This window comes from Liquorilactobacillus hordei DSM 19519, assembly GCF_019443985.1.
Lineage (GTDB): Bacteria > Bacillota > Bacilli > Lactobacillales > Lactobacillaceae > Liquorilactobacillus > Liquorilactobacillus hordei.
Genome location: NZ_CP049303.1, coordinates 249365 through 268423 on the forward strand (window position 1 = coordinate 249365; position 19059 = coordinate 268423).

Genomic DNA, 19059 nt, shown 5'->3' on the forward strand with positions numbered 1-19059 from the left:
ATCTGACCACCTTACCTATGCACTAAAATGGTGAAGAATTGGTAATCTCCCCAATGCTTCACCATTTTTGTCCGAACAATTACTAATTATAGTAACAAACTATTTCTATTAATTGCAACCGTTCCTTAATTCATTATTTAGGGCTAACTTTAATTGTCCCATTTTCAATTTTTTCTTGATATGATTGAACTGCTTTCAATGCACTTGCTGACATATTATCGTTCACAAGTCCAACACCATTGCTCTTAAGATCGTATGTTACAGTTTTTCCACCGGGGAATTTGTTCTTCATTGCATCATTTGAGAGATCCTTAACAGCTGTACCAACCTTCTTAACAGCCGAAGCTAAAGTAACATTTCCACCTTTGTACTTACCATCAGCTTTTTGATCTTGATCAACACCGATAACCCATACTTTTTTACCATTTTTGGCTACATTCTTCGCTGCCGTGAAAACACCTGCACCAGTTCCACCTGCTGCTTGGTAAACAACATCTTCATTATTGTTATACATAGCTGTTGCTAAAGATTGACCAACATCCGCTTTTGTAAATGAACCCGCGTACTTAACGTCAACTTTAATATCAGGATTTACAGCTTTAACACCTTGTTCAAATCCTTTTTCGAATGTTGTAATAACATCACTTTGAATCCCACCAATAAATCCAACTTTATTTGTCTTTGTTGTCTTGGCTGCAGCAACCCCTGCAAGAAATGAAGATTGTTCTGTCTTAAATGTTACAGAAGCAACATTCTTACGATTGCTTACAACTGAATCAATAATTGCAAAATTAACATCAGGATTTGCCTTTGAAGCCTTTGTAATAGCATTATCAAGTTTATAACCAATTCCAAAAATCGTTGCATATTTTGCTTTGACTAACTTGTTAATGTTTGGTAAGAAATCTGAATCATCAGTAGATTGAGCATAATTGTAACCATTAATACCTTTTTGGAGATTGTGGCTTTTCCCCCAGCTCTTTAGTCCTTCCCACGCTGACTGATTAAATGATTTATCATCAATTCCGCCACCATCAGTTACTAAAGCTGCTGAATGTTTTGTTCCCTTGCTAGATGAAGAATTATTTCCACACCCCACAAGAATTGCTCCCGCCATCATTGTTGCTGCTAATACTGCTAAGACTCTTTTTTTCACTGAAATACAGCCCCCAAATTTAATTTTCTTAATAAATAGAGTATACACATTAAGTTATTCAAAATCAATATGTTTCCCTGTTTTTTTTTTCAAACGTTCGTTTTTTGCAAAACATTTTCTAACATAAGATGTTAGCTTATGAATAATCATCTATTTTGACGAACGCTATCATTTTATGTATAATTCGCTTTGCATTGGATTAAAACATTTTATGGAGGTTTAAATAATACATGTCAGAAAAAGTATATTTCAATCATGATGGTGGCGTCGATGACTTAATTTCTTTGTTCTTACTTCTACAAATGGACAATACTGAACTAATTGGGGTTGGAGCCGTTGATGCGGACAGTTATGTTGGTCCCTCTGTTCAAGCAAGTCGTAAAATTATAGATCGCTTTGGTCATGGTGTTAACCTAGCTGTAGCAACCTCAAACTCTCGCGGTGTTCATCCCTTTCCCAAGGAATGGCGTATTTCGACATATTCCGAGAACGCACTACCTATTCTCAACGAGAGCGGTAAAATAGTAACTCCCGAAGCTAGTGAACCCGCTCATTTGGACTTACTGCATAAATTACAATCTTCTTCAGATAAAGTAACTTTAGTATTTACTGGTCCATTAACGGATCTAGCTCGAGCATTAGAACTCGACTCAAGTATTACAAAAAAAATCAAACGTCTCGTCTGGATGGGTGGAACATTTTTAGAAAAAGGAAATGTTGAGGAACCTGATTCTGACAATACGCAGGAATGGAATGCTTTCTGGGATCCTGAAGCCGTAAAAACCGTTTTTGATTCAGATATCCAAATTGATTTGGTTAGTCTTGAAAGTACAAATAATGTCCCGTTAACTCAAGCAGTTCGCTTACATTGGGCCGCTCAGCGCCGTTATCCAGGACTTGACTTTATTGGTAACAGTTATGCTTTTGTTCCTGAACTAGGTCTCTTTGAAACTTATTCTACCTATTATCTTTGGGATGTTTTAACAACTTGCTATTTCTATGATTCAAGTCTTGTTAAAACTAAAGAAGTCAAATGTGATGTCAGCACCAAGACTCCTAGTGATGGTCGGACTTTCTTAACAGAAAATGGCCGCAAGGCAAACCTTGTATATGATGTAGACAACACAAAATTCTTTGCACTAATTGATGAATTAGCAAAAAAAGTTGATTAGAAACATTTTAAATGCTTATGTTGTTCTTTTTAATGTCATTCATTTTGCGGTATAATAAGCTGATATTACTTCAAATCAAGCTTTTCTATAAAACTTATTCTTACCTAAAGGTGAACTAAATGACAAAATCTTCTGAACATAATTTACCAAGTACCCTTGAATTAGAACGCAGTGTACAATTGTTTAAAGCATTCGGGGATCAAACACGCTATAAAATTCTTTCATTACTATCTAACAAGAAGTTGACAGTTAATGAAATTGCTGACGAAATTGGAATAACTCAATCAGCTATCTCACATCAGCTAAAACTTCTACGCCAAACTGGGCTAGTAAAAGGGATTCGTGACGGTCAAAAGATTAATTATGAATTATCTGATCAACATATCACTACCATCTTTGAACAGGTTCGTGAACATGTACGTGAAGGAAATTTATAGGTTACTATAAAAACTTCTGTACCTTCTTCTATTTTCTAAAAGGATAATAATTTTACTTTCTCTATACATGTCCAACTTTTTTAAGGCAGTACAAAGTCGAGAAAATTTGAGTACTAACTCGAAATTACGAATATAGCGGGTAATTCGCTATGAGTAATTCGAAGTTAGACGGAGAATTTTGACTTATGGAACACGTTTATATGGAATAATTAGCGAGGCTAAATCAAAATTTAACTTTTGGCACAGCCCCTAATTAACAGATAACATTCTTCAAGCTGGGACTGGGTCAAAATAATTTTGACTTAGTCCCTCTATTTATCACAAATAAACATGTTTCACAAGTAAAAGCTCTAATGTACTCAATTCAAAGTAAGGGGAAAATATTGAAGAAAGACTTATTTCATAGCACTTTAGGAGGACAAATATTGACTGACGAAAAAAAGAAAAAGCTGCTATTTTACTTAAAAAGTTTCTTTGAGCCCTTAAATATTTTAAATGAAAGTTATTCTAACGAGGTTTACATTAAAGAAAATGAATTTTCAAAAGTTACAAGTATTTTGAACTTTCTTGGTAGTATCGGTGCTTATTTTGAATATTCACCTATTACTGATGAACACGACAATCTTATAGAATTTGATATCATCATACATGACTACTCAAAACTTTAATTATGTAAGAAGATAATAATTAAATAGGCCTTATTTTCTGTATATCATTTTTATAACTTCATAAAATACCAACATTACACATTCACTTCACATGACCATTTCTGTCAATCAATATCGATTCTTCTTCCTATTTTTCTAATTAACTTGAAGAATGGCACTAAAATACTCAGGACTATGGCATATAAAATTAGATATTCAAAAAAACGAAAAATAATGACCTCAACGATTAGTATATGCTTAACAACATGACCGGAAGCATTGATAATATTAAAATAGTAATTAGTACCTGTAGTTCCATTGATAGTCGTGGACTGGGTCAAAACTTCAAATTTACCTAGATCTCGATAAAATAATCTGATAGGTTCATTGTATATTTGGTTCCCGCGCATATCAGCCATCGAACCAAAAAAAGCCGTTATTACTAAAATAATTATTCCACCGTGTTTCCAATCAACACGCCATTTTAGAAACCAAGTTACGATGATAAAAACAAAAAGTATGATAGAACTCCAAATCCATTGATTTGAAATACCTGCAACAAACAAGTAGATAACCGCAGCACTTAGTAATGAAATCAAAGCAATTGCCACTATACAGAGTAGTAATATCTTTAAATTGCGAAAAAGTGTCTTCATTGTGCTTTTTCTCCTATTTTTAGCCTTAACATATAATTTTCAATTCTGAATTCTATTGGTCAATCCATTATACCTGATTTTAGACATAAAGCTAAAAAACATTGCCAAGCTTATCGCAAATATTTCATGGAATCTTATTTTTGTTAGATAATTAACGCTACTCTCCGACATATAGCTATTTTGTTGTCATATAGGATTACTTTTATTGACTTATTATAGGATATTTGCAGTAATCTCTGAAAAATACTAGAATATATCTGTATCGAAGAAAGGCGGAATTATTGTGGTTATTATTAATGTTCTTTTAAAAGTTATCCCTGAAAAACGCGAAGAATATCTTACGTATGTAGAGAATCTAGTTAACAAGTCTCTTCAAGATGAGGGAAATGTTTTTTATTCCCATTTTGAGGATGTATATCAAAAAAACCAGTTCATGATTGTTGAAAATTGGGCTAATCAAGCTGCAGTTGAAGCTCATAATAAAACAGATCATCTGCAAGATTTTCTCAAGAATATTGGAACATATTTAGTTGAAGATTGTAAAATTAATGTTGCTGTAACTGATACAGAGGGTTAAAACTTGGAAAGTATTTAAATCCAAGAAGAGATAAAGGCTTACTTACAAGTGACATGCTGAGTTATTAAGGTAGTACAAAGTCAAAAAAATTTGAGTATTAACTTGAAATTACAAACATAGCAGTTGCTTCGCTATGAGTAATTCAAAGTTAGTACTCAAATTTTGGCTTATGGACAATGTTTATAAGAAATAAATAGAGAGCTGGAATCAAATTCCACTCCCAAAAGTAACATCTTTACAGTCAATACTAATTTTGGATTGAAGTCAATATTTGAGACAGATTTTAAGAGACATTTAGAACCGCGTTTACCTTCCACAGCTCAAATAAATCATTAATCGCGATTAATAACTTATTTGAACCCTGGAAGGCATTAAATCAGGCGGCCATTTGGCTCGTAAGTGTTGCAATTTCAACTTGTAAGGGGGGCTGGTAGCCCAGTGAACTATGAATTCTCTTCCTATTGTAGAAAGCGTGCACATATTCAAAAAGGACGGCAGCGGCAGTTTCATAATCTTCAAAGACCGGCACTGGATAAACACATTCCTTTTTGAGGGAAGCGTGAAAGGATTCCATTGGCGCATTATCATACGGACAACCCTTACGGCTGTATGAGTGGCGGATATGTAGTTCAGTTAAACGTTGGTTGTAATCATCGCTGGTATACTGTGATCCTAAATCCGTATGGATAATCAGGCCCCCAGTAATGGTTCAATTTTTAACCACGCTTTCAAGGGTCTTTAAGACTAAATCAGTATCCATCTTTTTTGAGAACGAATAGCCGATAATCCGTCGTGAGTGCAGATCCATGATGGTTGATAAGTAACACCAGCCATTACGCTTCGTTTGAATATAGGTCATATCAGCGGTCCATTTTTAATTTAAACCAGTGGTCGAGAAATCCTGCTTAAGCAAGTTGGGACGCTGTTCAACCTTGGTTTTGGAAGCCGAAGCCGCTTTCCACTTATTGACGGTAACGGAGTGGATATCCAGTTCCTTCATGAGCCGGGAAATCCGTCGTGGACTGCACCGAAGCTGCAGTGGTTGAAGTTCCAGATTCAATTCATGGTGGATCTTCATAACACCGTATCGCTGCTTAAATTCCGCAAAGATCCGCAGAATCCGTTGTTTCAAGCCCGCATCTTCGGCCCGGCGTTTTGAAGGTTTGGGGGATCGATAACGATAATACTGAGCTCTGGAAACACCGAGGATTCGGCACATCTTGGTTACCTGGTGGTGATGGCTTTCTTGGTGAATGTAATCAAAGATATTGGTTACTTCTGCGCAAGGAAGCCCAGGGCTTTTTTTAGGCTTTCGTTCTCCTCAGACAGCGAAGCCAGTCGCTTTTCCATCGCTTTGATTTCGTCTGGCAATTTACCGGATTGAGTTTTGGCCTGGCCCTGGATCCACTTATGAACTGTTGAATAGCCAATGCCATATTCTCTGGCCAGTTGGGCAGCTGATTCGCCTTGCTTATATAGGTTGATAATGTTTTGTTTGAATTCTTTGTCGTAACGAGTTGGCATGTAAAAATTCCTTCCTTTTGAGAGACGATTTATTCATTATACCCTCTTTTAAAAGTTGTCTCAGGAATCAGCTTACATCCAATTCATTAAAATGTCATTTTCGTTAATATTTATTGCAATATTATTATTTCTAAGATAGTTCAATATTTCTAACGTAAATTTATCCTCTATCAAAATTTCTATTGAACTTCCCATTTCGTCTTTCATTCCCTAATCCTCCAAAAATTAACTGTTATTTTTACTCTTACTATAAGTTTTCCTAATCTTATAAGCCATGTAATACTCTTTATCAGTTTTCTTTCTTTGGAGTACATTTGTGCTTGATTCTATATCGCCAAATCGTTCCAAACTAAGGTATGCCGCCTCTTCTACTGTATATCCAACCTTCACTAATCCATCCATGAACCTAATTCTCCCAGCAGTTCTAATAGATGAATTAGTAAACTTTCGATCACAAATATAATCACTAAATTTGTCTGCAACAATGTCTATTCTTCTTTGAATGCCAACCTCAGTAAGATTACCTGTTGTCTTATTCTCCCCATAAGGTCTTAAAAGATATCCAGTTCTTGGAATAGTGCTAAGCCAATTACGTTTAGTATCGTAATATTCTTCCTCGATTGCGTCTTTTATTAAAGAAAATTCCCTAGGTGTTAATTTAATATCTCTAGGATATTTACCTTTAACATGAATTACGCCATTTCCAATATCACTTTCTTTGAGAAACCTAATTTCGTCATTCTCATCGATCCTAGACAGTTTTAAACCATTTAACAATAGAATTAAAACAATACCATTCTGTGCTACGTCAGAACGCATTGCCATTGTTACGATCTCGCTGCCCTCCAAAAATGGAGAAGGCTTTTCACTATCTGGAACAACTTTTATTAATTTCTTATAATTCCATTCAACTTTATATTCCATACCAACACTTTTATATTCCTTCGCTACAAATTTTATAAAATTATTAAGTTCAAGTAATGCTGTTCTATATGTCATAAAATTAATGAATTTATGTCTGTAAAAGTCTACAACATTAATCATATCATTAAGATTAAATTCCAAAATTGACTTACTATTTTTCACTTCAAGTTCTTCAATGTCTGTAAACATTTTGTTGATATTTTTTAATGTACTCTTACTTAAATATTCTCTTGAATAATTAGACAGATATAAGCATTTGATATTATTGTCATACAAGAAATTTTTGTTAGAAAATAACTCCCCTTTGCCATTTTTCAATTTATATACGACTAAACTATTAAATTTACTACTATTCTCATTTAATAATACTGTTACTTTTTTTATCTTTGTAAAAGGCATTTTAGCAGTATCAATCTCTTTAGCATTAAATAATCTGTCAATAAATTTACTATCGAGCTTTGCTTGCAAAAGCTTGTTCTTATGAAGATCTTTTGATTCATGAAACTCATATGATAAAGGTTCACTAATTACGTCTAACATAAAACTACCTCCTAGTTAATACAAACAGTATAAACAATTGACACTACCAAATCAACAATTTGATATTTAGATGACCATTTTTTAACTATTCCTTAATATAACCAAGCTGTATTACTTCTGTATAAATAATATTTTTTAATTCATCTCGTCTGCTAATAATCGAAAGCAATTGTTCATTTGATAAATCTTTTAATTTCTCATAATCATTATTACGACTTGCTATTACGCTCCCAGATTCATTTGGATTTCCATTGTCACGAATGTACTTCATTGTTGTCTCAACACTCTCATGATCAAGAAACCTTGATGTCTTTACGATATCTTTTGTAATTGAGTAAACATAAGTACCCGCACCAACCTTTAATGAATGAGGTGTAATCTTCTTGTCGAACTCTACACTAAACTGATCCATATAATGAACTAAGTTATTTTTATTCAAGTCGCTAAAAATATATTCATTATCATCGCCCTTATATAAAACATCAACCATTCTCTGATAGTATTGATATGGCAAGAATTTAGTATTCTTTTTTACCCCTTTATCTGTTACTATTAATTTCGCAAATTTAGCCCCACTCCATTCTATGACTTGAAATTGATCCCACTTGATTTTGAATGTAGCTGTGCTACGAATTGCAGTCACAAACATAAAATCAACTAACATGGCATATTTTTCACCAATTCTATTATCATTGGACTTGTATTGTTTATCAACCAACCATTTTTCAAGATTATCTAAGTCCTTTTTACTCATAGGATTAATATGTTCTATGTCGTCTATTAATACATTAGTGTTCAAATAGTCTCTTTTAATCTTAACAATGTTGATATCAGGATAAACATTTTCTTTCCCCAAATGATCAAAGAACGATGAAACAATATGGAGGTTTGTGGCAATGGTTGAATCTTTAACTCCTTTTGCTCTCTCCACTTTGATAAAGTCTCTGAAAACTAAGCCATAATTTATTTTGAGAATAAGTTCTTTTGTAATATGGTTTGTATCTACTCCAAACAAATTAATAAAAAACTTATCAACACAAAACCTGTATTTTCTTTTCGTGCTTAATGTTCTTCGAGTATCAATAAAACTATCAAAAGCATTGGATATTTTTGATTTTTCCATTGTGTTTTCCATTTCAATTCCTCCTGAAATTAATTTAACTCTCTAACATAAAAATGTCAATATGTTTATTTTAAAGTATCACGTTTTTAGTATTAACGTGACCATATATCATTTATACATCATATCTTTAATATCTTTTAAGGTGACTTTATTATGATATAACGTAGCGATAGAGGGCAAATTATTTTGTTTCTTCAATATCTTTCCTAAATCTGATTGGTTAATTGATTCTACATCATATTTTTCTTTTGTTAAAAAAGATACTACTTCTTCCAACATTTTGGTTTTCTTATCCTCTTCACCAATTTTCAATATGTTCTTTTTTATGTAGCCCCAACTGTACCCATAATTGTAAATCTTACCAAATGAAGGCATGTTCTTATCTTGTTTCAGCAACTCCTTAAATTCCTTTTGAGTCTTAACATTTCTGTTTACCTTAAAAAACTCTTCCAACTGTTGCCTAACAACATTTTTCTCAACGTCATACACCTTTTCTGGTCTTCCCATGTTGCTAGTATCTCTAACCTTAACCCTCTTGAAGTCTTTGATTCCTATTAGCTCTAGTATCTCTTTCCATGTCTTGCCTGTTCTGTTCAACAAGGTAGTTGGAGAAGGAGCTGCTCCTCTCGTATACTTTTCTTGATACAATGTTTTTGATGGTGTTTTTTCTAAGCCTAGCTTGTAAATTTCTTTTTTAAATTCAATCAGTAATTCTAACGTATCGCTTTTATCAGAACTCATATTTTATACCTCATTCCCTTAATTTATTTTAATTATAATTCAATTTAGTATTATAGTCAAATATTAAATTGAATTATAATTAAAATAAAAAACCACTATAAAGTGGTTTAATATATTATTCTTTTGTACTTTCAACAATAAAGGTAACTAATTGTGCTAATGTCATTCCAGTTTTAATAAAATTATCATTCTTATTGTCGTAAACATCATAGGAATATACGGCTTTACCATAGTTTGTTTCTACTTTCTTATTCTCATCTGTCATGTTTGGAATCTCACAGATTAACGCTGGTACATTATCAAAGTAATCACTAGGAATTTCTTTTAGAGATCGTAAATCAACTCTCTCTTCAATGTTCTTTGTAACTTCTACTACCTCAAATCTTTCAGCAAAATCAATTGGAATCATATTTTACCCCTAAAAATTCTTTTATAATTTTATCCTTAGCATTCTCTTACAATCCTTTCCGTCTTCTCCATCAAAGAAATTAAGATATATACCGTTTCTACCTCTAACAAATACAGAACACCAATACCAACGTCCGTCATATTCATTTTTCATTCTAATCTGCAACGTTAGTAACTGTTCGATTGTTAAGGTTTTGTAATCATCTTCGTCACTCAATCTTATCCTTAGAGGGCAATACTCGTCACAATTGTCTTTCTCATCAAAGAATTGTGCGCAAACTCCATTACCGAATAACTTTGTAAAAACTGGAAACCAATCATCAGGTTCTCCTGTATCAAGAAGAATATTTATTGAAAGTAATTCTTTCTGTCCAAGTTTTCTATATTCACTCAAAATTATCGCTCCTTTATATTGTCAGCCAACCATATATACATTTCTTCGAGCGTATTAAATGATGCTTGATAAGATTCCAAGTAAGAATCTCCATATGGACTCATTTCTGGTGACCTCACATAAGATGATACCGTGTAATTAACGCCTGTGACATCTTTAGTCCCATTCTCTTCTTGATCAATTATTTCATAGGTTATATTCCAGCCTTTCTCTATGAGCAAATCTATCTTGCGCATAGCTCTTATATAATCAATAAATCTTTTTATTCCCATACGTTTCCAACCTCCGATGAACCATGTTTCAACGCTGCATTCCGTACGTCCCAATCTTTAACTTTCTGTCCAAGACTTTCTTTTCCATATTGGTCTGTAATAAGATTAAGATCATGCTTAAATTGTGTCTCTGCACTATTTAAAACATCATTAGCTTCTTCTCTTAAATTCTGCTTAATATATGGAATTGTGGAAGATAGAAAATTATCAAAGTCAGCATATAACGCTCCTAGTTTTTCTCTATCTGCCTTTCCGATACTTTTCTTTTCAAAAATTTCTTTTATAACTTCTTGTTTTTCAGAAAAGTCTTTCAATTTTTCATTTAAAACATGGTTAATAGTATGCTCACTTCGCTCTACTGAATTAGGTGTAACATATTTATTTTTGATATTACGACCAGTAGCACTTCTAATTGTGCAAGTAGTACCAACGCCAACACCAAAAGAACTCACAAATTCTCCCCACTGTCTCGGAGAAAGCTCTAACTCTACTATTCTGTCCGATAAATTGTTAAAGATTTCATCACGACCTAGAACTCCGTCTTTAACAACGTTTCCACCATAAAGTGTGATAGATACAAAAGAGTTAGCATCGAACTCTTCTCCTACTAAACGCTCTCGTCCTGTTGCTCTATTTACAACTATCTTACCTACATTGTCATATCTCATAATTTTCCTCCTAAAAATTCTTTTTCGTGTTACTAATGTTGTGTAATACCATGATGATCTTTTAGATGATTAATATATTGGAAATCTGACCAAGCATATAAATTATCATGATAAAATTCTTTATCACATAACTTACATACACAAGCATGATTACTCCGTTTGAAATAACTTTTATACCATTGATTGCAATTTCTACCTATCGGATTATTGTGGGTTGATAAGTGACGATTAAATACTGCAAACCCATTAGTAGTATTGATTTCTTTGCCACACACTTTGCATTTCATAAAATATTTTGTTGTCATCAATTTAGCCCTTCCTAAAATGTTGATATTACTACTATAAAATATATTGATATTTATTTCGATCACTTTTACGCATTTTTCTTTCTTCACAATTGAAAGAGTAATCTATTGAATGATAGAAGTTGTAAAATTTATCCCAATAATTATCTCCATACATCATATCTACCAACTTGTCTCCCTCTTCACTAGTTATTCCATAAAAGAATAACTTCATGTCGGGACTTGCATTCTTTTCTATTTTGATACCAACTTCCGAAGCCCCGACACACTTCTTTGCTTCAATAATACTGTCAATAATTTTATTGAAATTATTAATATCTTCTGTACTACGGCCAAGAATTTCTTTTTTATCTTCCAGATAATGAAGCAACATATAGTCCTTGATAGTTGCAATATCATATTTGAGATGGTTTGGTTTAAAAACGCCCTCAATAGTCAACAGGCTCTCATCATATCTTGTAAAATCTGCTGCATCAAGAGTGTCCAAATAGAGTCGATACGTGATATTGTTTCGTTCATCTCTTCCAACAAACAAACCAATCTTATATACGTCATTAAAATTTCTTGGCTTAATAGTACAAGAAACCTGTCTTATATACATATTGACCCTGAACAATTTTTCATAATTGTGTGTTCGCCAAACTGGATTGTCAAAGTAATGTGTGAGTGCAATGTCTCCTAATTCATGTATGAAATTCAGATAATCATTTTTCTTTTCTACTGAATACTTTTTCTTAGCAATTCTTTTTTTCACTCTACTTCACTCCTAAACTTTATATCAATATTACTACTATTACGATAAAAAAATAAGGTTCTGGTAACCCTATTTTTTAAATTACTAGCACGAGGATTGAAAGACTTTTATACTATCATAATCTTCACTATTATCATTTTTTGCATTCCTTATATCAATATCGTTCTGTATATTCAAGAAATATTGATCGGACATACCAAAGAATCTTCCCAACCTTACCGATGTATCTACCGTAATTTTTCTACGATCATGTAATATAGCTTGAATTCTAGATATAGGAACATTTATATTTTTCGCTAAGGAATATGCAGTTAGATTCAATGGTTGCATAAATTCTTCTTTTAAAATTTCGCTCATTTTTGGTGTTGGAATTTTCTCCATAATACATCTCTCCTTTAATGATAGTCTACTATCTCTACATCACAGAAATTATTTACATCTTCAAGTGTAAAACAAATTCTATATTGATCATTAATTGCTATGCTGTATTGCCCCTCTCTATTTCCCACCAATTTTTCTAAGTGGTTCGATGGTGGCACACGTAAATCATTAATGTTCATTGAGCTTTCCATCATCATGAGTTTGATTAAAGCTCTCTTCTGAATATTTTCTGGCAGCTTTTTTGAAAATTTACCAGTGTATATTTTTTCTGTTTCCTTGTCGGCAAAATTCTTTATCATAGTCTTACTTACCTTACCTTATCTTAATATGTATTATACACGTAGTGCGTGTATAGTCAACTATTATATTCTTCAATGATAAAATAGTTATTTTATCGTCCATATCATACTAGGCAATCTGTAAAATTTCTTTCTTGCGTGTATCGTACACGTACATATCATTGATTAATCTTTCAATTTGAATGTTAATATTCATACTATTACTATAACCCAATTTGTTACAAAGAACAATCATTCTGGATTGAAGTCAATATTTGAGACAGATTTTAAGAGACATTTAGAACCGCGTTTACCTTCCACAGCTCAAATAAATCATTAATCGCGATTAATAACTTATTTGAACCCTGGAAGGCATTAAATCAGGCGGCCATTTGGCTCGTAAGTGTTGCAATTTCAACTTGTAAGGGGGGCTGGTAGCCCAGTGAACTATGAATTCTCTTCCTATTGTAGAAAGCGTGCACATATTCAAAAAGGACGGCAGCGGCAGTTTCATAATCTTCAAAGACCGGCACTGGATAAACACATTCCTTTTTGAGGGAAGCGTGAAAGGATTCCATTGGCGCATTATCATACGGACAACCCTTACGGCTGTATGAGTGGCGGATATGTAGTTCAGTTAAACGTTGGTTGTAATCATCGCTGGTATACTGTGATCCTAAATCCGTATGGATAATCAGGCCCCCAGTAATGGTTCAATTTTTAACCACGCTTTCAAGGGTCTTTAAGACTAAATCAGTATCCATCTTTTTTGAGAACGAATAGCCGATAATCCGTCGTGAGTGCAGATCCATGATGGTTGATAAGTAACACCAGCCATTACGCTTCGTTTGAATATAGGTCATATCAGCGGTCCATTTTTAATTTAAACCAGTGGTCGAGAAATCCTGCTTAAGCAAGTTGGGACGCTGTTCAACCTTGGTTTTGGAAGCCGAAGCCGCTTTCCACTTATTGACGGTAACGGAGTGGATATCCAGTTCCTTCATGAGCCGGGAAATCCGTCGTGGACTGCACCGAAGCTGCAGTGGTTGAAGTTCCAGATTCAATTCATGGTGGATCTTCATAACACCGTATCGCTGCTTAAATTCCGCAAAGATCCGCAGAATCCGTTGTTTCAAGCCCGCATCTTCGGCCCGGCGTTTTGAAGGTTTGGGGGATCGATAACGATAATACTGAGCTCTGGAAACACCGAGGATTCGGCACATCTTGGTTACCTGGTGGTGATGGCTTTCTTGGTGAATGTAATCAAAGATATTGGTTACTTCTGCGCAAGGAAGCCCAGGGCTTTTTTTAGGCTTTCGTTCTCCTCAGACAGCGAAGCCAGTCGCTTTTCCATCGCTTTGATTTCGTCTGGCAATTTACCGGATTGAGTTTTGGCCTGGCCCTGGATCCACTTATGAACTGTTGAATAGCCAATGCCATATTCTCTGGCCAGTTGGGCAGCTGATTCGCCTTGCTTATATAGGTTGATAATGTTTTGTTTGAATTCTTTGTCGTAACGAGTTGGCATGTAAAAATTCCTTCCTTTTGAGAGACGATTTATTCATTATACCCTCTCTTAAAAGTTGTCTCAGGAATCAGCTTACATCCAGCAAATTTACATGATATTTTCTAAACACTTTATACGTAATTATGATTCTTTTCTGATCTGATACCTTGCTAAAAATATCATGTGATAATGCAAAAACTTCCTTTCGCTCTAATAGTTTTAAGCTACTAACCAAAACTATTATGAAAGGAAGTTTTTCTCGCTAAATTTCGTTTTTGCTTCAACCAATTCAATTATTTAGCTTCATTAATCAGCTCATACCGTTTTACCTTACCACTAGCTGTTCGCGGAAGTTTCGCTACCCTTACAAACTGTTTGGGAATCTTAAAATGAGCCAATTTTTTCTTACCATACGCAATTAATTCATTATTGGGAATTTCATGCAGAGCAACATAAAAGCCAACCGGTACTTCACCCCATTGATCATCAGAAATTCCGCAGACCGCAAATTCAGTAATTGCTGAAAAACCTGCATAGGCGTTTTCAATCTCATCTGGAAAAATATTCTCTCCTCCAGAAATTAACATTTCACCTTTTCTTCCTTCAACAAATAAAAAATTTTCTTTATTAAAATGCCCAATATCACCAGTCTTAAACCAACCATCTCCTGTTAACTTTTTATTAAAATCAGATGATTTACCTAAATATCCAGGTGTAATATTAGGTGCTTTAATTTCAATTTCCTTCGTTTCTTCATCAATTCTAAGTTGTACTGGGAAGAGTGGTTTTCCAACAGAACCCACAGCATTCAAGGCATCATTAAAACTCAAAGCCACAACTTGCGAACAAGTTTCCGTCATTCCATAAGATTGAATAACAGGTAGTTTCAGTGCAATGCACTTCCCCAGCGTCTGCTCATCAATTGCAGCTCCGCCTAAAAGAAAACATCTGAATTTACTATTGTAGCCCACTGTCGGAAATAATTCTAATAATCGCTTTAACATCTGAGGTACCACAGACATTACCGTGACTGGCAGTTTTTGAAGTAGCTGTGTTATCTGTTTCTCTTCAAAACGCTCAACTAACAATACTGGCATACCATATATTAAGCTGCGCATCATTATTGAAAGTCCACTAATATGAAAGATTGGAACCGCACATAACCACAGATCATCTGCTTGCAGTCCCAAATTAATAGCTGAACCCATAGCCGAAAAGAAATGATTCTTAAATGTTTGCAATACCCCGTGTGGATTTCCAGTTGTTCCTGAGGTAAACATAATCGTCGTTACCTGATTATCCTCATATTCTTCTATCACATTAGATTTATTTTCACTAAGCTTTTTTATTTGTGATAATTTCCAACAACTAATATTTGTAACTTTCGCTAATTTTGTCAGCTCTTTATTTCTTGTTTGTAAGGAATCATCAATCAAAACTCGATCTACATCCGCAATTTCAATCTGCTTTGACAATTCAAATAAACTCAACCTAAAGTTAAGCAAAACTATCTGTATACCCATTTCTTGTAATGCCAAGATAGTTAAGTAGCTAGCCGGCGTATTAGCAGCCAAAAGTCCAATCTTGCAATGTGAGTTATTGATAATATTCTGCAATTTCCCATTAAGTACCAATACTTCATCATTCAATTGTTGAAAAGTCCAGAGTCGCCCTTCAAAGATCAATGCTGTTTTATTAGGGACAAGTCCTGCTTGTTTATTTAACCAATTTTCCAAAGTTTAATTACTCCTCTTCAATAATTATTAAGGGAATTTAGGAAACTGATCAAAATCTGGTTTTCGCTTTTCATTAAAAGCATCTCGTCCTTCTTTTCCTTCATCAGTAGTATAAAAGAGCATTGTAGCATCTCCAGCTAATTGCTGAATACCAGCCAATCCATCTGTATCAGCATTCATTGCAGCTTTTATAAAGCGTAAAGCAGTAGGTGACTTTGTAAGTATCTCATCACACCATTCAAGAGTTACTTCTTCTACCTGTTCTAAAGGTACAACTTTATTAATCCAGTTCATTGCATACGCTTCATCAGCCGTATACCAATGGTTCATAAACCAAACTTCTTTGGCACGTTTATGACCAATTACTCGTGCAAGATATCCTGAACCATAGCCAGCATCAAAACTGCCCACCTTTGGACCCGTTTGTCCAAACATTGCGTTATCCGCAGCAATCGTCAAGTCACAGACTAGTTGTAAGATATTTCCACCACCAACTGACCATCCTTTAACCATTGCAATAACGGGTTTAGGAATTATTCTAATAAGATGCTGCAAATCAAGCACATTTAATCTAGCAATCTTATCAGAACCAACATACCCACCATTTCCGCGGATGCTTTGATCCCCACCAGAACTAAAGGCCTTATCCCCAGCACCTGTCAAAATAATTACGCCAATTGTACTGTCATCACGGCAAATCGTAAATGCATCAATCAGCTCTTCAATTGTTAAAGGTGTGAATGCATTATGTTTCTCTGGTCTATTCATTGTCAACTTAGCAATTTTTCCTGTTCTCTCAAAAATCACTTCTTGGTAGTCCTTAACCTTAGTCCATTCTCTTGTTGTCATTTCCATAGTCCTTTCTGTTACAATAGAATAAATTAACCTTGGAGGCATTCTAAATGAATCTTCTTGAATACTTAAATATTAAGACTGTTAAAACATCCAAGCATCAAGTCATACTTTCTCTAGAAGTTGAAGAAAGACATAAGCAGCCCTATGGTTTATTACACGGGGGGATTAACGCCGTTCTTGCTGAAACAGCAGCTAGTATATTGGCTAATCTTAACGCACCTGCAGATTTTGTTGCAGTTGGTGTTAGTATCAACACAAATCATCTCTCAGCTGTAAAAACTGGGAAAATCGAAGCCATTGCTGAGCCTATAAAAATTGGTGCAAAAATACAGGTCCTTGCAGTCACAACTATCAGCTACCCGCAACAAACCAAAACAAGCTATAGTACGGTCACAACAACATTCCAGAAAAAGTAATATTTTCGTACATCCGTAATTTTAGCATAAAGGTGCACCAAAAGTTAAAATTATCTCTTGGCTAGATTAATATTCTTCGTATTTGCTACTATTTCATTGCCCAAATATTTGGCATTTCTTCCGTCATTTGAAGTCGACTTTTATTGATCATTGCAAGTATACTTTTTTCAATTACACTGGTATCTGGATTCATGCCCTTTTCAACCCAAAGTATCAAAATCCCTGAAATTCCAGTCGTAATATATGCATAGAGATAATCAAAGTCATCATTTGTTATCATCTTTATTTCTCTCATCACAGTTGGCCTAATAGCCTCTTTAAGACTTGCGAATATTCTCCCCACACATTGACTGCCATTTTTCTTGTTCAATGCTACTCTAACAACCTCTGGATCACTTTTTTTAAGTACCTCAAATATTACTGGTAGAATATTCCAATCAGCATTATCGAATCGTTTCTTAATTAAAGCTATTATTTCTTTTGCCAAATTATTCCTAAGCTGATCCATCAATGCAAATGTACTTTGATAGTATCGGTAAAATGTTCCTCTAGTAATTTTGGCATCCTTACAAATATCAGTTACAGTAACCTCTTCAAATTTTCTTTTTTTCAATAACTTTAGAAAAGTATGTCTAATTGTTAATTTTGTCTGCATTACTCTCTGATTGTTTTTTACCCCTACCACTTTTTTCACCTTTCATTTCCCAGGAAATATTATTCATGAAGTTCTAGTGGTAACCCATCAGGATCGAAGAAAAAAGTCATCTTCTCACCTGTAAAGTCATCTCTTCTTATTTTCTCAACCATTATTTCTTTTGCTTTCAATTCTTCAACAATTTCTTCAATATTGCTGACTTTAAATGCTAGATGTCTTAATCCCGTTCCTTCACCAATCGGATATGATAACCGCTCGGGTGCATTCGGTTTAATAAATAATTCTAGGCGTAAATTTTGCTTCTCAAGATCTATTTTTTCATCATTTTTCTCAACTCTTTTGTAATCTGAAATAATTGCAAAACCTAATTTCTTAACATAAAAGTCAAGTGCCTCCTCTCTATTATGACAAATTATCGCTATATGATGAATACTTTCGAAAATCATTTAAAATCACCCTCTAAATTTATTCCTTAACTATTTCAAAATGGCTCCCAGTCTCATCTACTATCCCGTATAAATGTTGAATCTTTTCCACATCAACATAACCCATATCAATCCTTCCAAATAATTTTTCACCATCCTCGATAGAAACATCAATAAACATCTCATTAACGAATTTTTTACAAATCACAACTTGCTTTTTTTGTTTATCGGCTTGTTCAGCGGCTTTAGGAAGAGTAAACCCCTCATCCAAATATTTCTTGATAGCTCTTACCTTATAAAAAGCTTCAAATTCATACTTTCTTGTAACATTTTTTTCGGTCACTGGAGCTTCCAAGTATCCTCGCTTTTCCCAATAACGCAACTGGCGTGTTGAAACTCCGGTTAGTTTACTCAGATCCCCTATTCCTATGACTAGATCTGCTTTTAGTGAAAATTGTTTCTTCATCATCTCTACTTCATCCTTCATAAATCGTACCGTTATAGTTAG

Annotated in this window: 30 protein-coding genes and 2 pseudogenes; 5 read left to right on the plus strand and 27 right to left on the minus strand. The window is 34.1% G+C overall.

Features of this window, described 5'->3' with window-relative positions; all coding sequences use genetic code 11:
* Window positions 1-133: 133 nt before the first annotated feature.
* Window positions 134-1120: a BMP family lipoprotein gene (locus G6O70_RS02420; RefSeq protein WP_187327486.1), complete on the minus strand. Its 987-nt coding sequence runs from the start codon at window positions 1118-1120 to the stop codon at window positions 134-136.
* A gap of 266 nt (window positions 1121-1386) precedes the next feature.
* Here G6O70_RS02420 and G6O70_RS02425 point away from each other — a divergent pair, with 266 nt between their 5' ends.
* The 3 genes from G6O70_RS02425 to G6O70_RS02435 all read left to right on the plus strand — a co-directional run bounded on the left by G6O70_RS02425 (window position 1387) and on the right by G6O70_RS02435 (window position 3433).
* Window positions 1387-2328 (plus strand): nucleoside hydrolase, encoded by a 942-nt coding sequence (locus tag G6O70_RS02425; protein WP_057870357.1) that lies wholly within the window; start codon window positions 1387-1389, stop codon window positions 2326-2328.
* A 119-nt stretch (window positions 2329-2447) separates the two neighbouring features.
* The gene (locus G6O70_RS02430; RefSeq protein ID WP_057870356.1) at window positions 2448-2765 is read left to right on the plus strand and encodes an ArsR/SmtB family transcription factor; all 318 of its coding nucleotides are present in this window, start codon (window positions 2448-2450) and stop codon (window positions 2763-2765) included.
* A gap of 425 nt (window positions 2766-3190) precedes the next feature.
* Window positions 3191-3433, plus strand: coding sequence for a hypothetical protein (locus G6O70_RS02435; RefSeq protein ID WP_057870355.1), 243 nt, complete (start codon window positions 3191-3193; stop codon window positions 3431-3433).
* A 104-nt stretch (window positions 3434-3537) separates the two neighbouring features.
* Here the strand turns inward: G6O70_RS02435 and G6O70_RS02440 are convergent, their stop codons facing one another.
* Window positions 3538-4068 carry a hypothetical protein gene (locus tag G6O70_RS02440; protein ID WP_057870354.1) on the minus strand — a complete coding sequence of 177 codons (531 nt, stop codon included), beginning with the start codon at window positions 4066-4068 and terminating at the stop codon, window positions 3538-3540.
* Between the two features lie 283 nt (window positions 4069-4351).
* Between G6O70_RS02440 and G6O70_RS02445 the strand changes: the two genes are divergently transcribed.
* Window positions 4352-4645: a putative quinol monooxygenase gene (locus tag G6O70_RS02445; protein ID WP_057870353.1), complete on the plus strand. Its 294-nt coding sequence runs from the start codon at window positions 4352-4354 to the stop codon at window positions 4643-4645.
* Between the two features lie 376 nt (window positions 4646-5021).
* Here G6O70_RS02445 and G6O70_RS12420 read toward each other — a convergent pair whose 3' ends face one another.
* The 22 genes and pseudogenes from G6O70_RS12420 to menB form a co-directional block, all read right to left on the minus strand.
* Entirely contained in the window at window positions 5022-5351 is a 330-nt protein-coding gene (locus tag G6O70_RS12420) for an integrase core domain-containing protein (RefSeq protein WP_373566416.1), read from the minus strand.
* A 3-nt stretch (window positions 5352-5354) separates the two neighbouring features.
* A pseudogene (locus G6O70_RS12425) lies at window positions 5355-5507 on the minus strand (DDE-type integrase/transposase/recombinase); the annotation flags it as partial.
* A 12-nt stretch (window positions 5508-5519) separates the two neighbouring features.
* Window positions 5520-5864, minus strand: a complete 345-nt coding sequence (locus G6O70_RS12430; protein ID WP_373566401.1) for an IS3 family transposase — start codon at window positions 5862-5864, stop codon at window positions 5520-5522.
* A 53-nt stretch (window positions 5865-5917) separates the two neighbouring features.
* Window positions 5918-6169 (minus strand): IS3 family transposase, encoded by a 252-nt coding sequence (locus tag G6O70_RS12145; RefSeq protein ID WP_057870482.1) that lies wholly within the window; start codon window positions 6167-6169, stop codon window positions 5918-5920.
* 72 nt (window positions 6170-6241) lie between these two features.
* Window positions 6242-6376 (minus strand): hypothetical protein, encoded by a 135-nt coding sequence (locus G6O70_RS12150; protein ID WP_258236152.1) that lies wholly within the window; start codon window positions 6374-6376, stop codon window positions 6242-6244.
* Window positions 6377-6394: 18 nt separating this feature from the next.
* The gene (locus G6O70_RS02465) at window positions 6395-7633 is read right to left on the minus strand and encodes a hypothetical protein (RefSeq protein WP_057870380.1); all 1239 of its coding nucleotides are present in this window, start codon (window positions 7631-7633) and stop codon (window positions 6395-6397) included.
* An 85-nt stretch (window positions 7634-7718) separates the two neighbouring features.
* On the minus strand, window positions 7719-8768 hold the full coding sequence (locus G6O70_RS02470; RefSeq protein ID WP_057870381.1) for a site-specific integrase: 1050 nt from the start codon (window positions 8766-8768) through the stop codon (window positions 7719-7721).
* 96 nt (window positions 8769-8864) lie between these two features.
* Window positions 8865-9497, minus strand: a complete 633-nt coding sequence (locus G6O70_RS02475) for a hypothetical protein (protein WP_057870382.1) — start codon at window positions 9495-9497, stop codon at window positions 8865-8867.
* A 115-nt stretch (window positions 9498-9612) separates the two neighbouring features.
* Window positions 9613-9906, minus strand: coding sequence for a hypothetical protein (locus G6O70_RS02480; protein WP_057870383.1), 294 nt, complete (start codon window positions 9904-9906; stop codon window positions 9613-9615).
* A 21-nt stretch (window positions 9907-9927) separates the two neighbouring features.
* Window positions 9928-10299 carry a hypothetical protein gene (locus tag G6O70_RS02485; protein WP_057870384.1) on the minus strand — a complete coding sequence of 124 codons (372 nt, stop codon included), beginning with the start codon at window positions 10297-10299 and terminating at the stop codon, window positions 9928-9930.
* 2 nt (window positions 10300-10301) lie between these two features.
* Window positions 10302-10571: a hypothetical protein gene (locus G6O70_RS02490; protein ID WP_057870385.1), complete on the minus strand. Its 270-nt coding sequence runs from the start codon at window positions 10569-10571 to the stop codon at window positions 10302-10304.
* Window positions 10562-11239, minus strand: a complete 678-nt coding sequence (locus G6O70_RS02495; protein WP_057870386.1) for a hypothetical protein — start codon at window positions 11237-11239, stop codon at window positions 10562-10564. The genes G6O70_RS02490 and G6O70_RS02495 overlap by 10 nt, the downstream gene beginning before the upstream one ends.
* A 32-nt stretch (window positions 11240-11271) precedes the next feature.
* Window positions 11272-11547 carry a hypothetical protein gene (locus G6O70_RS02500; RefSeq protein ID WP_157047989.1) on the minus strand — a complete coding sequence of 92 codons (276 nt, stop codon included), beginning with the start codon at window positions 11545-11547 and terminating at the stop codon, window positions 11272-11274.
* Window positions 11548-11578: 31 nt separating this feature from the next.
* Entirely contained in the window at window positions 11579-12298 is a 720-nt protein-coding gene (locus G6O70_RS02505) for a hypothetical protein (protein ID WP_057870388.1), read from the minus strand.
* Between the two features lie 84 nt (window positions 12299-12382).
* Window positions 12383-12679 carry a HigA family addiction module antitoxin gene (locus G6O70_RS02510; RefSeq protein ID WP_057870389.1) on the minus strand — a complete coding sequence of 99 codons (297 nt, stop codon included), beginning with the start codon at window positions 12677-12679 and terminating at the stop codon, window positions 12383-12385.
* 14 nt (window positions 12680-12693) lie between these two features.
* Window positions 12694-12978, minus strand: a complete 285-nt coding sequence (locus G6O70_RS02515; RefSeq protein ID WP_057870390.1) for a type II toxin-antitoxin system RelE/ParE family toxin — start codon at window positions 12976-12978, stop codon at window positions 12694-12696.
* Between the two features lie 359 nt (window positions 12979-13337).
* Window positions 13338-13667, minus strand: a complete 330-nt coding sequence (locus G6O70_RS12435; RefSeq protein WP_373566416.1) for an integrase core domain-containing protein — start codon at window positions 13665-13667, stop codon at window positions 13338-13340.
* 3 nt (window positions 13668-13670) lie between these two features.
* Window positions 13671-13823, minus strand: a pseudogene (locus G6O70_RS12440) (DDE-type integrase/transposase/recombinase); the annotation flags it as partial.
* Between the two features lie 12 nt (window positions 13824-13835).
* The gene (locus G6O70_RS12445; protein ID WP_373566401.1) at window positions 13836-14180 is read right to left on the minus strand and encodes an IS3 family transposase; all 345 of its coding nucleotides are present in this window, start codon (window positions 14178-14180) and stop codon (window positions 13836-13838) included.
* A gap of 53 nt (window positions 14181-14233) precedes the next feature.
* Window positions 14234-14485 carry an IS3 family transposase gene (locus G6O70_RS12155; RefSeq protein ID WP_057870482.1) on the minus strand — a complete coding sequence of 84 codons (252 nt, stop codon included), beginning with the start codon at window positions 14483-14485 and terminating at the stop codon, window positions 14234-14236.
* Window positions 14486-14757: 272 nt separating this feature from the next.
* Window positions 14758-16200 (minus strand): o-succinylbenzoate--CoA ligase, encoded by a 1443-nt coding sequence (locus G6O70_RS02535; RefSeq protein WP_057870132.1) that lies wholly within the window; start codon window positions 16198-16200, stop codon window positions 14758-14760.
* Between the two features lie 27 nt (window positions 16201-16227).
* Window positions 16228-17049 carry a 1,4-dihydroxy-2-naphthoyl-CoA synthase gene (menB, locus tag G6O70_RS02540; RefSeq protein ID WP_057870133.1) on the minus strand — a complete coding sequence of 274 codons (822 nt, stop codon included), beginning with the start codon at window positions 17047-17049 and terminating at the stop codon, window positions 16228-16230.
* 53 nt (window positions 17050-17102) lie between these two features.
* On the opposite strand from menB, the gene G6O70_RS02545 reads away from it, so the two are divergent.
* Window positions 17103-17471, plus strand: coding sequence for a PaaI family thioesterase (locus G6O70_RS02545; RefSeq protein WP_057870131.1), 369 nt, complete (start codon window positions 17103-17105; stop codon window positions 17469-17471).
* Between the two features lie 88 nt (window positions 17472-17559).
* Here G6O70_RS02545 and G6O70_RS02550 read toward each other — a convergent pair whose 3' ends face one another.
* The 3 genes from G6O70_RS02550 to G6O70_RS02560 are packed head-to-tail and all read right to left on the minus strand — an operon-like array spanning window position 17560 to window position 19020.
* Window positions 17560-18165, minus strand: a complete 606-nt coding sequence (locus G6O70_RS02550; RefSeq protein WP_157047973.1) for a TetR/AcrR family transcriptional regulator — start codon at window positions 18163-18165, stop codon at window positions 17560-17562.
* A 20-nt stretch (window positions 18166-18185) separates the two neighbouring features.
* Window positions 18186-18572 (minus strand): SMU1112c/YaeR family gloxylase I-like metalloprotein, encoded by a 387-nt coding sequence (gloA2, locus tag G6O70_RS02555; RefSeq protein WP_057870129.1) that lies wholly within the window; start codon window positions 18570-18572, stop codon window positions 18186-18188.
* A gap of 19 nt (window positions 18573-18591) precedes the next feature.
* Window positions 18592-19020 (minus strand): MerR family transcriptional regulator, encoded by a 429-nt coding sequence (locus tag G6O70_RS02560; protein WP_057870128.1) that lies wholly within the window; start codon window positions 19018-19020, stop codon window positions 18592-18594.
* Window positions 19021-19059 lie beyond the last annotated feature (39 nt).

What these genes read in the sequence shown, in the direction of transcription:
- G6O70_RS12445 (WP_373566401.1), bottom strand. Translation starts at nt 14,180, where the DNA reads ATGTGCCGAATCCTCGGTGTTTCCAGAGCTCAGTATTATCGTTATCGA.
- G6O70_RS02495 (WP_057870386.1), bottom strand. Translation starts at nt 11,239, where the DNA reads ATGAGATATGACAATGTAGGTAAGATAGTTGTAAATAGAGCAACAGGA.
- G6O70_RS02420 (WP_187327486.1), bottom strand. Translation starts at nt 1,120, where the DNA reads ATGATGGCGGGAGCAATTCTTGTGGGGTGTGGAAATAATTCTTCATCT.
- G6O70_RS02490 (WP_057870385.1), bottom strand. Translation starts at nt 10,571, where the DNA reads ATGGGAATAAAAAGATTTATTGATTATATAAGAGCTATGCGCAAGATA.
- G6O70_RS02510 (WP_057870389.1), bottom strand. Translation starts at nt 12,679, where the DNA reads ATGGAGAAAATTCCAACACCAAAAATGAGCGAAATTTTAAAAGAAGAA.
- G6O70_RS02475 (WP_057870382.1), bottom strand. Translation starts at nt 9,497, where the DNA reads ATGAGTTCTGATAAAAGCGATACGTTAGAATTACTGATTGAATTTAAA.
- G6O70_RS12145 (WP_057870482.1), bottom strand. Translation starts at nt 6,169, where the DNA reads ATGCCAACTCGTTACGACAAAGAATTCAAACAAAACATTATCAACCTA.
- G6O70_RS02470 (WP_057870381.1), bottom strand. Translation starts at nt 8,768, where the DNA reads ATGGAAAACACAATGGAAAAATCAAAAATATCCAATGCTTTTGATAGT.
- gloA2 (WP_057870129.1), bottom strand. Translation starts at nt 18,572, where the DNA reads ATGATTTTCGAAAGTATTCATCATATAGCGATAATTTGTCATAATAGA.
- G6O70_RS02425 (WP_057870357.1), top strand. Translation starts at nt 1,387, where the DNA reads ATGTCAGAAAAAGTATATTTCAATCATGATGGTGGCGTCGATGACTTA.
- G6O70_RS02465 (WP_057870380.1), bottom strand. Translation starts at nt 7,633, where the DNA reads ATGTTAGACGTAATTAGTGAACCTTTATCATATGAGTTTCATGAATCA.
- G6O70_RS12155 (WP_057870482.1), bottom strand. Translation starts at nt 14,485, where the DNA reads ATGCCAACTCGTTACGACAAAGAATTCAAACAAAACATTATCAACCTA.
- G6O70_RS02560 (WP_057870128.1), bottom strand. Translation starts at nt 19,020, where the DNA reads ATGATGAAGAAACAATTTTCACTAAAAGCAGATCTAGTCATAGGAATA.
- G6O70_RS02430 (WP_057870356.1), top strand. Translation starts at nt 2,448, where the DNA reads ATGACAAAATCTTCTGAACATAATTTACCAAGTACCCTTGAATTAGAA.
- G6O70_RS12430 (WP_373566401.1), bottom strand. Translation starts at nt 5,864, where the DNA reads ATGTGCCGAATCCTCGGTGTTTCCAGAGCTCAGTATTATCGTTATCGA.
- menB (WP_057870133.1), bottom strand. Translation starts at nt 17,049, where the DNA reads ATGACAACAAGAGAATGGACTAAGGTTAAGGACTACCAAGAAGTGATT.
- G6O70_RS02545 (WP_057870131.1), top strand. Translation starts at nt 17,103, where the DNA reads ATGAATCTTCTTGAATACTTAAATATTAAGACTGTTAAAACATCCAAG.
- G6O70_RS02440 (WP_057870354.1), bottom strand. Translation starts at nt 4,068, where the DNA reads ATGAAGACACTTTTTCGCAATTTAAAGATATTACTACTCTGTATAGTG.
- G6O70_RS02515 (WP_057870390.1), bottom strand. Translation starts at nt 12,978, where the DNA reads ATGATAAAGAATTTTGCCGACAAGGAAACAGAAAAAATATACACTGGT.
- G6O70_RS02480 (WP_057870383.1), bottom strand. Translation starts at nt 9,906, where the DNA reads ATGATTCCAATTGATTTTGCTGAAAGATTTGAGGTAGTAGAAGTTACA.
- G6O70_RS12150 (WP_258236152.1), bottom strand. Translation starts at nt 6,376, where the DNA reads ATGAAAGACGAAATGGGAAGTTCAATAGAAATTTTGATAGAGGATAAA.